This window comes from Paracoccus mangrovi (assembly GCF_042648425.1).
GTDB classification, from domain to species: Bacteria; Pseudomonadota; Alphaproteobacteria; order Rhodobacterales; family Rhodobacteraceae; genus Paracoccus; species Paracoccus mangrovi.
Map to the genome: position 1 here is coordinate 131,131 of NZ_JBHRXJ010000003.1, position 13,293 is coordinate 144,423.

Here is a 13,293-nt window from a genome sequence, read left to right on the forward strand (position 1 = left end):
CGATTTGACAGGTATATCGGCGAATTACTGTCATAATGACGATAAACATGTCGATCCGCCCGTTCGGGAAAGGGTGGTTGCCGTCTGTTCGTGGCTGGCGCAGTCTTTGGCGGCATGAACCGGGGGATGGGCATATGATGCAGGCGCGGAATCTGAACGAGATGCTGGCGATCCGGCTGCCGATTCTACAGGCGCCGATGGCCGGCACATCGACCCCGGCCATGGCGGCGGCGGTGTCCGAGGCCGGCGGTCTTGGCGCGCTTGGTCTTGGCGCGGCGACGGTCGAGGCGGCGGCCCAGGCCATTCGCGACACGCAGGAACGGACCAGCCGGGCCTTTAACGTGAATTTCTTTTGCCATGCGCCGCGCCCGCCCGATCCGGCCGGGGACCGCGTCTGGATCGACCGCGCCGCGCCGCTGTTCCAAGGTTTCGGCGCCCGTCCGCCGGCCGAGCTGCATGATATCTATGACAGTTTTCGCAGCCATGACCGGCTGTTGGGCATGGTGCTTGAACTGCGGCCACGCGTCGTCAGCTTTCATTTCGGCTTGCCGCAGCCGCATCAGATCGCGGCGATGCGGGCGGCGGGGCTGATCCTGATGGCCAGTGCCACCTCGCTCGACGAGGCGCGCCAGATCCGCGACGCCGGGCTGGACGCCGTCATTGCCCAGGGGTGGGAGGCCGGCGGCCATCGCGGGATCTTCGACCCCGCGGCACCCGATGCGCGGCTGTCGGCCGAGGATCTGACCCGCACGCTGGTGCGCGAGATCCCCCTGCCCGTCATCGCGGCCGGCGGGATCATGGATGGCGGGGATATCGGCCGGGCGCTGTCCTGGGGTGCGCAGGCGGCGCAATTGGGCACGGCCTTTGTCGGCTGCCCGGAAAGCGCGGCCGATGCGGCCTATCGCGCGCGGCTGTCGCAGGGGGGCGAAACGGTGATGACGCCGGTCATTTCCGGTCGTCCCGCGCGCTGTCTGTCGAACAGCTTTACCGATTGGGGGGCCGGGGTCACGGCGGATGCGGTCGCGGCCTATCCCCGCGCCTATGATCTGGGCAAGGCACTGAACGCGGCGGCCAAGGCGGCGGGACAGACCGGATATGGCGCGCAATGGTCGGGCATGGGCGCGTCCCGCGCCCGCGCGATGCCGGTATCGCGCCTGATGGCGGCGCTGGCCGATGAACTTGCGGCGTTTCGATCCGCGCCCTAGTCGCGCCGCAGATGCAGGCGCGGATCGCGGCTGATCAGGGCGTCGGCCCATGCTGCCTCGGCCCCGAAATCATGGGGAACCTGATCGGCGCTGCGCCGGCCCGACAGGCTTTGACTGGCGAAAAAGTCGAACCCGTAAAGGTCCAGCCGCGCCATATCCGAGCGCGCGATCAGATCGATCAGCATGGCGCCGGTGGTGGGCGGCGCCGCCAGCCGGGTTTTCAGCGCCTGATAATCCGGCAGCGGATGCAGATAAAAGCCCGGGCTGGTCGCGGTCCGCCAGTCCAGCCGCTTGCGTTTGGGCGACATCCAGAGCACGCGGCGCGGGGCGATGCGCGCCCGGTCGGCCTCGCCCAGCCGGACCGCCAGCCCCAGCCAGTCGGTTCGCGTGCCGTGGCTGGTTGCGGCCGGCATGGGCGCGCGATTGATGCGGATGACCAGATCGGCGGCGTCGATTTCGGTCCCGTGATCGGCCAAAGCCAGCGCGCGGGCATTGCCGATCAACGCGATGCGCTTGCCCGCCAGATCGTCCAGCAGGGCGGATTGCGGTGCCGACAGGCTTTGCAGCGCCGTCTCATCGCGCAGGGTCCGTGCGATCAGAAAGCCAAGCCGGTTCACGCCAGCAGCTTTCGATAAACCTCGGTGATGGCGCGGGCCTCGCCTTCGATGGCGTGGTTGGCCTCGACATGCGCGCGGGCGGCCCGGCCCGCGGCGGCGCGCGCGCCGTCGTCGTCCAGCCAGCGCGCCAGTGCCGCCGTCAACGCATCCACGTCGTCGCGGGGGACAAGGCTGCCGGTTTCCCCGTCGCGGATCAGCGTTTCATAGGCGCCGACGCGGGCGGCGACGGTGGGAACGCCGCAGGCCATGGCCTCAAGGGGCGTCAGGCCGAAACCCTCCCACCGGGCGGGGGCGGCAAAAAGATCCAGCGCCTGATAGGTTCTGACCACCTGTTCCCATGGGATTTCGCCAAGGAAACGGATGCGCTCGGAAAGGCCCGCCGCCGCGATCCGCGCCCGCAGATCGTCAAAGAACGCCTGGTTGTCGGCGGTTACCCGGCCGGTAAAGATAAGTTTCGCGCGCGGGCGGTCGGGAAACAGCCGCAAGGCCGCCTCGACCAGAAGATCGACCCCCTTTTGCGCCCGGACGCGGCCGAAACAGCCGATGACGATGTCATCGGGCCCATAGCCCAGATCGGCGCGCAGCGCGGCGCGGTCGGCCGCAGGGTGAAAAACGCCCAGATCGACGCCATGCAGGATCACCGTGGCCGGGCGTTCCAGATAGCTGGCCGCCTGTGGCGAGGTGGCGATCAGCGCATCCTGTTGCCGGATCAGCCAGCGGGTAAAGCCGGTATGGCGTCGCTGCGCGGCCGAGGTGAACAGCAACCGATACCGCCGCCCCAACAGCCGCCGCAGGATCAGCCCCAGCGCCATTTCGGTGTTGCGCCGCGCGTGCCAGACCCGCCAGCGGTCGCGCGGCAAGGTCGCGGCGCGGATCAGCGGGATATGCGGCAACTCGGGTGGCAGGCCGGGGCCGGTGGTGGCGATGCCGATCATGCGCGCCTGTACCGGGATCAGCCGCACCACGGTGGCGGTGACACCCGACAGCCGGCGTTTCAGATTCGGGGCCACGACCTCGATCCGGTCGGCGGGCATCCGGTTGGGCGGCAGATCAGTCATCAGGCGTCTCGGGTGTCAGGAAATACAGTGCGACCCCTATCGTAAGCGGGATCAGAAAGAACAGGAACAGGTCGGAATAGGCCTCGGCGGGGGGTTGCCCGTTCATGGCGCTCAGATAGACCGGGCGCGAGGTGAATTGCAGCAGGCCGACCCCGCCGATCGAGAACATGTTGAGGAAGGTCACGCCCTTGCCCACAAGATGCGGAGGCAAAAAGGCCCGGCCATGCGCCATAAGCAGCGTATAGCCCGCCCCCGACAGCCCCACCAGCGTCAAGAGCGCGACCGCGGGGCCGATGCCGGCGGCGGGCGCCAGCCACAGCCCCGTCATGACCAGAACCGCCCCGCCGTTAAAGATAAGCGCCGTGCGCCGGACCGAACCCAGCCAGATCGCCAACGGCCCGACCAGAAAGCTGCCCAGAACCATGGCGATGCCCATGGCCAGGGTCGCGCGCCCGATCAGCACGTCGTCGGCGCCGTAAACCTCGGCCAGATAGGGGCCGGCCCACAGCCCACGAATGGCGGCCGAGGCGGCATAATTGACCGACATCAGCGGCAGGATGAACCACAGCGCGCGCAGGGACAGCAGCTCGGCCAGCGAGCCGCGCGGGTGACCGGCCGCCAGCCCCTCGGGGTCGCGCACAAAGATCATGATCGCCGCCGCCACCGCCAGCGTCACCGCCGCCAGCGCCCAAAGCGTCGTCCGCCAGCCAAGCGCGCCGATGATCCAGACCAGCGGCGCCGCCCCCAGGATATTGCCCAGTGACCCGAACCCGACCACCGTTCCCGCCAGCGTGCCAAAGATCGCCGCCGGATAATTGCGCGCAAAGATGTAATAGCTGCCCATCAGCGCGGGCGCGCAGCCGATCCCCAGAAGCGCAAGCGAGACATGCAGATGCCACGGCGCCTGAGCCAGCGCGAAAACCGCCGCCCCGCCCGCCCCGCCAAGGGCCAGCAGACAGGCCACCGTCCGGCGCGGGCCAAAGCGGTCCAGCGCGCTGCCGATGGGGATCTGCATGGCGGCAAAGGCCACGAACCACAGCCCCGAACTTAGCGCCAGATCGCCCGGCCCCGCGCCCAGTTCCGATTGCAGCACCGGCGACAGCACCGCCAGAAAGGCGCGATAGAACTGGCTGAGCAGATAGGCCAGGATCAGGCTGATGATCCCAGCCGATAACAAGGCGCGCATGACTGCCCCCGGGAATGTTCTTGTTGCGCAAAGGTTTGCCGATCCACCGGCGAAGGGCAAGTCCCGCGCTAGCTGCGGCCCAACAGCACCGCGAGCCACAGCGCCGCCTGCGACACCCGCCCCTGACGGAAAAAGCCGCCGCGCCGCATGGCGGCGATGCGCTGCGGCAAGGGGCCGTGCAGGCGGGCGAAGTCCCCAAGCAGGGCGCGGTTTTCCGGCGTCAGCCGATGGGCGGATGCGCGCAGCGCGGCCAGGTTTGTCCGGCTCCAATCGCGATAGGTGCCGTCGAGCATCCGCCTTAGCCCGCCAAGCCGCGACCGCAGGCGATTGTTGGCGCCGACCAGATTGCCCTCGTGCTGGCGATAAAGAACCGAGGGTTCGGGATCATAGATCACCTGACCGCCGGCGCCGGTGACCAGCTGATAGATCCACCAGTCATGCATGACGACCGGCCCGGCCTCGGCATGGGCGGCGGCGACCAGATCCAGCGCGGCCCGGTTCATCAGCAGGGTGTTCCCCTGAACCATGTTCTGGATCAGGGCGTGGCGAAAGCCCGGCGCATGGCGCGGCAATGGCGACAGCGACATCTGTCGCAGCGCCGGATCGCAATTGATCACCCGGCTGCACCAGATCGCCGGCCCGTCACCGGGCAGCGCGGCCACGGCGCGCGCCAGCTTGTCGGGCTGCCAGACGTCGTCCTGATCGCAAAAGGCGACATGGGTCGCCTGCGGCGGCACATGGGCCAGAAGGGCACGGAAATTCGCCGGCGCGCCCTGTCTTGGGCCGGGCAGGATGCGAACCTGTCCCTTTGGCCGGCGGGCGGCGAAATCGGCCAAAAGCACGGCGCTGCCATCGGACGACCCGTCATCGCCCGCGATCAAAAGCCAGTCGCGCAGGCTTTGCCCGGCCAGGCTTTCCAGCTGGGCCGGCAGATAGTCCCTGCCCTGATACACGGCCATCAGGATGGCGACCTGCGCCTTATCGCCCAATTTCATCCCCGGTCCAAAGGCGACCCTGCCGCCCGATGCGCCCTCATAGCGCCGGGGGCCGGGCAGGGAAAGCCCGGCCCCTTGCTGGGGCTTACTCGCAGCGCGTTACTTGACGACCAGTTCGGCGTCCCATGCGGTCAGGGGCGCGGTGCTCCAATCGCCATAGGTGGCATTGGGGAACACGATCCAGTCGGCGCCGAAATGGGCGGCGTTCTTGTCGACCTCGGCGCGTTTCACATCGGTGGGCGCCTTGCGGAAGACGCCGTCGAAATCATGCAGCGTGTCGCCCAGCAACAGGACGATCTTGTGATCCTTGCTGACCACGGCGCGGCGCTCGGCCTTGCTGGTGCCGTAAAGCAGCACCGTCTCGTCCGAGACCTGCGGAAACCCCAGTTCCTTGAGCGTGGCGATGGTCGCGGCCTTGTTTTCCGGCTCGCCGAAACGGTCCGAGATGTAATAGATCGCCACCCCGGCCTTGTCGGCGAAATCGAAGAATTCCAGCGCGCCGGGGATCGGCGTGGGCTTGCCGCGCAATTCCCAGTCGCCCCAGGTGTCCCAGGTGTCATAGACATGGCATTTTTCCATGTCGCGCACCAAAAGCGGTGTGTTGTCGATCGCGGTTTCGTCCAGATCGCTGACCACGGCCAGACCTGCGGCGCCACCCGCCTGCGCGATTGCCGCCTCAAGATTGGCGCGAGCCAGCGCATAGGCCTGTAATTGCAGGGCGCGGACCTCGGCCGATTGCTGTTGATACCGAAGGCCCATGGCGAATTCCTTGACCTGGCATTCGGCGGGGGCGGCGTCTTGCGCCAGGGCCGGCGCGGCCAATGCGATCACGCTCGCCAGCGCGGTCAGGCTGGCGGCAAGGGGCTTCATCTGCATGATTTTCCTCCGATATCCATGCGGTTCGGGGGACAGGCTAGGGTCTGCTGGCGGGACCGTCAAACCGCGATCATGCGAATTCCGACTTTGCGGGGGTCATGCGGGCCGGGGCTTCGCGGATCGGCAGGTGGATCAGCGCGCTGAAGGCGCCGACGCCCACGCCGACCCACCAGACCAGCGTGTAATCGCCATAGATGTCATACATCTTGCCGCCCAGCCAAACCCCCAGGAACGACCCCAGCTGATGGCTGAGAAAGACGAACCCGTAAAGCGTGCCCATATAGCGCAGCCCATAGATATAGGCGACCAACCCCGATGTCAGCGGCACCGTCGCCAGCCAAAGCCCCCCCATCACCAGCGAAAAGATGATGACGCTGGTCGGCGTGATCGGCATCAGGATAAAGGCGGCCGAGGCGATGGTGCGCAGCGTATAGATCCCTGCCAACAGGTATTTGCGGGTATAACGCTTGCCCAGCCATCCCGACAGGATCGACCCGGCGATATTGGCCAGCCCGATCAGGCTGATCGCCACCGCCCCCAGCGCCGAGGTGGTGGTGATGCCGATGCTGGCCAATGTGCCCATGGGGCTGATCGGGCCGCACATTTCGGTAATCATCGCCGGAAAATGCGCGGTGATGAAAGCCAGCTGATAACCACAGGAAAAGAAGCCCGCAAAGATCATCAGATAGGACGGATCGGTGAAGGCGCGCTTCAGCACCGTGCCCATGCTTTCCTCAAGCTCGCTTTTGCTGGCGGGTTTGGTGTCGCCCAGCAGCGGCAGGAACAAGAGACAGGTCAGCACCAGCACGCCAAAGATGATGAACACCGTCTGCCACGGATGATAGGCCAGCAGCCCCTCGGCCAGGGGGGCGCCGAATACCTGCCCGGCCGAGCCGGCGGCGGTGGCGATCCCCAGGGCAAGGCTGCGGTTCTCGTCGCTGCTGGCGCGGCCGATGACGGCCAGAATGACGCCGAACCCGGTGCCGGCGATGCCGAACCCGACCATTACCTCAAGCAGTTGCATGGATTCCGGGGTGGTCGCATAGGCGGTCAGCACCAGCCCCGCAGAATAAAGAAACGCCCCGATGATGATCGACCAGCGATCACCCCAGCGTTCGCCCAAAGCGCCGAATATCGGCTGGCCGATGCCCCAGGCCAGGTTCTGGATGGCGATGGCAAGGCTGAATTCGCTGCGCGGCCAGTTGAATTCGGCGGCGATGGGGATCTGGAAAACCCCGAAACTGGCCCGCAGCGCGAAATTGATCAACAGGATGATACATCCGCCAATCAGCACCGGGGTGAAAAGAGATGATGCGCGCGCTTGCGAATGTGTCGACATCTGGGTCCTGCTCCACCATGCAACAGGCTATTCCTGCGCCCGGTCGCCCGCGGCGTCAATGGCGCTCATTGCTTGCGCTGCGCCGCCACGCTAGCCTTGGACAGCGACAGATGAGGGCGCGCATGTATCAGGTGATCGGAACCGGAAAAAGCCGTGCGCTGCGCGTGCTTTGGATGCTTGAGGAACTGGGCCAGCCCTATCAGCATGTGCCCGTCAACGCCCATTCCGAAGGCGTGACCTCGTTCAACCCGGCCGGCAAGGTTCCGGTGCTGGTCGTCAATGGCACGCCGATCACCGATTCGACGGCGATCCTGACCTATCTGGCCGATCACCACGGCGCGCTGACCCATCCCGCCGGCACGCTGGAACGCGCCCGGCAGGACAGCCTGACCCAGCTGATTCTCGATGAATTCGACGCGGCGCTGTGGCTCGCGGCCCGCCACAGTTTTGTCCTGCCCGAGGAAATGCGCCTGGCGGCGATCAAGAACACGCTGCGCTGGGAATTCGAACGCAGCCAGAAGACGCTGGTCCAGCGCATGGCCGAGGACGGGTTCTTGATGGGCGACATGCTGACCGTGCCCGACATCATCCTGGCGCATTGCCTGACCTGGGCGCTGTCAGCGCGCTTTCCGATCACCGAGCACCGGCTGACCGATTATCTCGATATCATGCGGGCCCGCCCGGCCTATCTGCGCGCGCTTTCCAGATAGGCGGCGGCGCCCAGCCCGGCCCGCCATCCGCTGGCCAGACAGCCGGTCAACAGATAGCCGCCGGTCGGCGCCTCCCAATCCAGCATCTCGCCGGCGGCAAAGACGCCCGGCAGCGCGCGCAGTTCCAGCGACGGCCCCAGACTGTCATCCGTAATCCCCCCGGCCGAGGAAATCGCCCGCTCGATCCCGAAAGGCCCGTCATGGCGCAGCCGCAGCCCCTTGGCGCGCATGGCCAGCCGCTCGGGCTCGCCGGGCAGCGGTTGCCCCCATTCCATCAGCAGCGCGGCCCGCAACGGATCGCCCAGAACCCGCCGCAGCCGGTTGCCGACCGACAGCTTTGCTGGCGCCTGCGCGAAACGCCGGGCCAGCTCCTCGGCTCCCAGATCGGGCGCCAGATCGACCATTGCCTCGGCCCCGTCGCGGATCACGGCGGCAACCTCATAAAGACCGCCGCCCTCGATTCCGCGCGCGGTGACGACCCATTCCCCCCGGCTGACCAGATCGCCGGCACTCAGCGCGACCCCCTTGACCGCCTGCCCGAAATGCCGCGCCATCTGCGCCGACCAGGCGACGTGAAACCCCATATTCGCCGGCCGAAAGGGCGCGATGCCGACCCCGCGCGCCGCCAGCCACGGCACCCATGCCGCATCCGATCCCAGTCTGGGCCAGCTTGCGCCGCCAAGCGCCAGCACCACCGCACGGGGCTGCAACAGGACCTCGCCGCCCTGCGTCTCGAATCGCCAGTCCTCGCCCTGAAATCCGCACCACCGCCAGCGGCTGCGCAGCTCGACCCCTTGCCCGGCCAGCCGCCCCAGCCATGCCCGCAAAAGCGGCGAGGCCTTCATGCCCACCGGAAACACCCGCCCGGTCGAACCGGTGAACAATTCGATCCCCAGCCCCTGCGCCCAACTCATGACCTCGGCGGGTCCGAATTCTTTCATGTCCAAATATCCCGGGGGGGGCCGCAGGCCGGGGGCAGAGCCCCCAAAATGTGTGGCAAATATCCCGGCCGGTTCATCCTTGGTCAGATTCAGCCCGGATTTCCCCGCCATCAGGAATTTTCGCGCCGGTGTCGGCATCGATTCGGCGACCACGACACGGGCGCCCTGCCCCGCCAGCACCTCGGCCGCCATCAACCCGGCCGGCCCGGCCCCGATCACTAGGGCCTCGACCCGCTCGGCGCTCAACGCCCGCCCCGCGGCATCATGCACAGACGCAAAAGCATCCGTTCCATCAACGCCATGGCCGGCGCCCGCGACGATGACCGCAAACTCAGATCGGTTTCGATCAGCTGATGCATCGCATCCTCAAGCGCACGCATGCCCCAATCCTGCGCCTGCCGGATCATGCGGTCGCGGCGCGGACCAAAGACCGGCGGCCGCAGCCGCGCGAACCCCGCCCCCGGCCCCCCGGGATCCGAGGCCCCGGCATGCAGCGCCCGGAAATGGCGCAGGGCGGCGATGCACAACGTCACGGGCGCGATCCCCTGCCCTTCGATGCGGCGCATCAGCGGGCCGAATTCCCGGCCCCGCCCCTCGGCCACGCAATCGATCAGATCGTCCACCTCGGCCTCGATGGTGGCCGGGGCAAGCGCCGCGATCTCGGCCGGGGCCAGAGGCGCGGCATCGCCATGCTTGTAAAGCCCGATCTTTTCCACCGTCTGCCGGAAATCGCCCGGATCCAGCGCGCGCGACAGCGTCAGCAGATCGCGCATCGCATCGCGCGGCACCTCGCGCAGGCCGGCATCCGCCAACCAGCGATTGATCTCGTCCTCGCCGGGGGGATCGTCATAGATCGGCGCGGTCACCGCCGTGGGATGGGGCTCGAACAGCTTGCGCAGCGCCGATGACTTGGCCAGCCCGCCGGCGGCCACGACCACCACGGCATCGCCGGATTTCCATTCCTCGAGTGCGGCGGCGATGGCGGGCGCACTGGCATCGGGCGCATCGTCGACCAGCACCACCCGCTGACCGGGAAAGAACCCCACCGCCTTGACGGCATCCAACAGCTGGGCCGGATCCTTGCGCAGATCAGCGCCGGGCAACCGGGTCAGCCGCATCTCTTCCTCGGCCTGTGCACCGACCAGCGCCTTGACCGCCTCGGCCCGCTTCAACGCCACCCGCATCGCGTCCTGACCATAGATCAACAGGCCTGGCCGGGTCGGATCGGGGCGCGCAAGATAGCGGCCGATCTCGGCGCCCTTCAGGATCATTGCAGGGTCGCGGGGTCGATGGCCAGAAGCCGCGTCACCACCTGATCGGCCAGCATCCGTGCCAGCCGGTCATGCGCGTCCTGTTCGGCCGACATGGTGGCGATGGTCGTGCCGGTGGTGGAATAGGATGTGAAGGTGCTGACCTGTCCGCGCGTGACCTCTTGCCCCGATGCGGCCTCTGTCAGCACGAAATCGGCGGTGCCGTTCAGCGAATACCGGGTCGTCACCTCGTCCAGCGTGATCGCCTGCGGCACCACGGCGATGCGCAGCTTATAGGCCAGCGCAAAGCGCGCGGCCTGATCGGGGCCAAGACGTTCGGCGATGCGGCCGGCGAATGTGTATTCGTCGGGGGTCGAGGGGTCGGCGGCGCGGATCTGGCCAAACAGTTTGCCACCGGTGCCGCCCGGCCCATAGACCGGCGAAAAGCCACAGGCGGCCAGCACCAGCGCGCCGGCCAGACCGCCGGCCAGAATCCCGCGCCTAGACCACGACATTGACGATCCGCCCCGGCACGACGATCAGCTTTTTCGGCGCCGCGCCCTCCATGAAGCGCTGCACGGTCTCATCGGCCAGCACGATGGCCTCGATCTCTTCCTTGGACATGTCCTTGGGCACCTCGATTTCCGCGCGCCGCTTGCCGTTGATCTGAATCGGCAGCACCACACTGTCCGAGACCAGCATCGCCGGGTCGGCCTTGGGCCATGCGGCATCGACCACCATGCCCTGCCCGCCGGCTTTCGACCAGACCTCTTCGGCCAGATGCGGCACCATCGGCGCCATCAGCTGCGCCAGAATGCGCAGAACCGCCGCCCGCGATTCGCCGCCCGCAGGCGATTTGCCGATCGCATTGGCCAGTTCGTAAAGCTTTGCCACCGCCTTGTTGAAGGCGAAGCCCTCGATGGATTTCGTCACATCGGCAATGGCGCGATGCGCCGCACGGGTCAGTTCGGGATCGTCGCCGCCGCTCTCGGGCGCCTCATCGGCAAGCCGCCACAGGCGCGACAGGAACTTGTTCGCGGCCTCGGCCCCGGCGGCGGTCCATTCCACGTCGCGTTCGGGCGGGCTGTCGGACAGCATGAACCAGCGCGCGGTATCGGCGCCGAAATTGGCGACGATATTGACCGGATCGACGACGTTCTTTTTCGATTTCGACATCTTGGCCGAGGGGATGATGAAAGCTTGCGTTCCGTCTTCCTTAAGAAACACACGGTCATCGGCACGTTTTTCTATTTGCTCTGGATAGTAATAGGAACGGCGAACGGAGAGCCCGCTTTCGCTGACGCCAGTTGCAACGTCTTGATAATAAATCTCATGCGTGACCATGCCCTGCGTGAACAGCGCATCGAACGGCTCGCTCGCGGATTCGGGCAGATGCCCGGTCCTGACCATCGCCCGGGCGAAAAAGCGCGAATACAAAAGATGCAGGATCGCGTGCTCGATCCCGCCGATATACTGATCGACATTCATCCAGTAATCGGCATCCGCGCGCAGCGTGGGCGTTTCGGCATGGGGCGCGGTAAAGCGCGCGTAATACCAGGACGAATCGACAAAGGTGTCCATGGTATCGGTTTCGCGCCGCGCCGGTTTGCCACAGACCGGACAGGCCACGTTGCGCCAGGTCGGGTGGCGATCCAGCGGGTTGCCGGGCACGTCAAAGGCAACATCCTGCGGCAACAATACGGGCAGGTTTTCCTTGCGCTCGGGGACGGTGCCGCAGCTTTCGCAATGCACCACCGGGATCGGACAGCCCCAATACCGCTGGCGCGAGATGCCCCAGTCGCGCAGACGGAATTTCGTCACCCCCTCGCCATAGCCCGCCGCTTCGGCATGGGTGATGGCGGCGATGACGGCATCCTCGCCGGTCTGGTCGGCGGGGCCGGCAAAGCCGCGCACATAGGTCACGATTTCCGATTTCATCGGCACATAGGGGGCCTTGGCCACAAGCGCGTCGGCCTGTTCGACGGTCATGCCGCGTTCGCCGAATGTGGCGCGGATCGACAGCCCGTATTTCGTCGCGAATTCGTGGTCGCGTTCGTCATGGGCGGGGCTGCCGAAAATCGCGCCAGTGCCGTAATCCATCAACACGAAATTCGCGATCCAGATCGGCAATTCCCAATTCGGATCAAGCGGATGACGCACGCTCAGGCCGGTGTCGAAGCCCAGCTTGGGCGCGGTTTCGATGGCCTCTTCGGTGGTGCCGATGCGCTTGCATTCCTCGACAAAGGCGGCGATTTCGGGACGCGTTTCGGCCAGCGCCCGGATCAGCGGGTGATCGGGCGACAGCGCGGCGAAACTTGCACCCATCAGGGTGTCGGGACGGGTCGTATAGACCTCGATCGCATCGAAACCTTCGGGCGCGCCCACGGTGGCAAAGCGGAATTGCAGCCCGCGCGACTTGCCGATCCAGTTGGCCTGCATCAGCCGCACCTTGTCGGGCCAGCCGGTCAAACCGTCCAGCGCGCTCAGCAATTCCTCGGAATAGTCCGAGATGCGAAAGAACCATTGCGTCAGCTCGCGCCGCTCGACCAGCGCACCGGACCGCCAGCCGCGCCCGTCCTCGACCTGTTCATTGGCCAGCACGGTCATGTCGACCGGATCCCAGTTCACCTGCGCCGATTTGCGGGTGATAAGGCCCGCGTCGAGGAAGTCCAGAAACAGCGCCTGCTGCTGGGCGACATAATCGTCGTCGCAGGTGGCGAATTCGCGGGTCCAGTCGATGGACAGACCCAAGGGTTTCAGCTGACCCCGCATGGTGGCGATATTGGCATAGGTCCAGTCGCGGGGATGGCCGCCCTGTTCCATCGCGGCGTTTTCGGCCGGCATCCCGAAGGCGTCCCAGCCCATCGGATGCAGCACGCTGAACCCCTGCGCGCGTTTGAAGCGCGCGACCACGTCGCCCATCGTATAGTTGCGCACATGCCCCATATGGATGCGCCCCGAAGGATAGGGGAACATCTCAAGGACGTAATATTTGGGGCGTTCGTCCCGGATGGCGCGGAACGTCCCGGCATCGTTCCATGCCTTTTGCCAGCGCGGCTCGCTGTTTGCGGGATCATAGGGCATGGAAACCTCCGGGCGTCAGATTGCCCGCAGGG

Annotated in this window: 12 protein-coding genes; 2 read left to right on the forward strand and 10 right to left on the reverse strand. The window is 66.5% G+C overall.

Translation table 11 applies throughout. From position 1 onward, the window contains the following. The first annotated feature begins 134 nt into the window (after nt 1-134). Entirely contained in the window at nt 135-1,205 is a 1,071-nt protein-coding gene (locus tag ACFOMH_RS05300; protein WP_377743094.1) for an NAD(P)H-dependent flavin oxidoreductase, read from the forward strand. Here ACFOMH_RS05300 and ACFOMH_RS05305 read toward each other — a convergent pair. The 6 genes from ACFOMH_RS05305 to ACFOMH_RS05330 form a co-directional block, all read right to left on the reverse strand. Further along, nucleotides 1,202-1,822, reverse strand: a complete 621-nt coding sequence (locus ACFOMH_RS05305) for a glycosyltransferase family 29 protein (RefSeq protein WP_377743096.1) — start codon at nt 1,820-1,822, stop codon at nt 1,202-1,204. The two genes, ACFOMH_RS05300 and ACFOMH_RS05305, sit on opposite strands and share 4 nt — an antisense overlap. Beyond that, nucleotides 1,819-2,880, reverse strand: a complete 1,062-nt coding sequence (locus tag ACFOMH_RS05310) for a glycosyltransferase family 4 protein (RefSeq protein ID WP_377743098.1) — start codon at nt 2,878-2,880, stop codon at nt 1,819-1,821. The genes ACFOMH_RS05305 and ACFOMH_RS05310 overlap by 4 nt, the downstream gene beginning before the upstream one ends. Next, entirely contained in the window at nt 2,873-4,066 is a 1,194-nt protein-coding gene (locus ACFOMH_RS05315) for an MFS transporter (protein WP_377743099.1), read from the reverse strand. Before ACFOMH_RS05315 ends, ACFOMH_RS05310 begins: the two co-directional genes overlap by 8 nt. A 68-nt stretch (nt 4,067-4,134) precedes the next feature. Then, nucleotides 4,135-5,061 carry a glycosyltransferase gene (locus ACFOMH_RS05320; RefSeq protein WP_377743100.1) on the reverse strand — a complete coding sequence of 309 codons (927 nt, stop codon included), beginning with the start codon at nt 5,059-5,061 and terminating at the stop codon, nt 4,135-4,137. 99 nt (nt 5,062-5,160) lie between these two features. Next, complete coding sequence (locus tag ACFOMH_RS05325; RefSeq protein WP_377743101.1) at nt 5,161-5,937, reverse strand: 5'-nucleotidase, lipoprotein e(P4) family; 777 nt, start codon at nt 5,935-5,937, stop codon at nt 5,161-5,163. 70 nt (nt 5,938-6,007) lie between these two features. Beyond that, nucleotides 6,008-7,276 (reverse strand): MFS transporter, encoded by a 1,269-nt coding sequence (locus ACFOMH_RS05330; protein WP_377743103.1) that lies wholly within the window; start codon nt 7,274-7,276, stop codon nt 6,008-6,010. 122 nt (nt 7,277-7,398) lie between these two features. Here ACFOMH_RS05330 and ACFOMH_RS05335 point away from each other — a divergent pair, with 122 nt between their 5' ends. Beyond that, complete coding sequence (locus ACFOMH_RS05335; RefSeq protein WP_377743105.1) at nt 7,399-7,986, forward strand: glutathione S-transferase family protein; 588 nt, start codon at nt 7,399-7,401, stop codon at nt 7,984-7,986. Here ACFOMH_RS05335 and ACFOMH_RS05340 read toward each other — a convergent pair. From ACFOMH_RS05340 to leuS, 4 genes are read right to left on the reverse strand one after another with little or no spacing between them, the layout of a single operon-like run. After that, on the reverse strand, nt 7,962-9,197 hold the full coding sequence (locus ACFOMH_RS05340; protein WP_377743107.1) for a BaiN/RdsA family NAD(P)/FAD-dependent oxidoreductase: 1,236 nt from the start codon (nt 9,195-9,197) through the stop codon (nt 7,962-7,964). The two genes, ACFOMH_RS05335 and ACFOMH_RS05340, sit on opposite strands and share 25 nt — an antisense overlap. Beyond that, the gene (holA, locus tag ACFOMH_RS05345) at nt 9,170-10,198 is read right to left on the reverse strand and encodes a DNA polymerase III subunit delta (protein ID WP_377743109.1); all 1,029 of its coding nucleotides are present in this window, start codon (nt 10,196-10,198) and stop codon (nt 9,170-9,172) included. The genes ACFOMH_RS05340 and holA overlap by 28 nt, the downstream gene beginning before the upstream one ends. Beyond that, nucleotides 10,195-10,692 (reverse strand): LPS assembly lipoprotein LptE, encoded by a 498-nt coding sequence (gene lptE / locus ACFOMH_RS05350; protein WP_377743111.1) that lies wholly within the window; start codon nt 10,690-10,692, stop codon nt 10,195-10,197. Before lptE ends, holA begins: the two co-directional genes overlap by 4 nt. After that, the gene (gene leuS / locus ACFOMH_RS05355; RefSeq protein ID WP_377743112.1) at nt 10,679-13,261 is read right to left on the reverse strand and encodes a leucine--tRNA ligase; all 2,583 of its coding nucleotides are present in this window, start codon (nt 13,259-13,261) and stop codon (nt 10,679-10,681) included. Before leuS ends, lptE begins: the two co-directional genes overlap by 14 nt. Between the last annotated feature and the right edge of the window lie 32 nt (nt 13,262-13,293).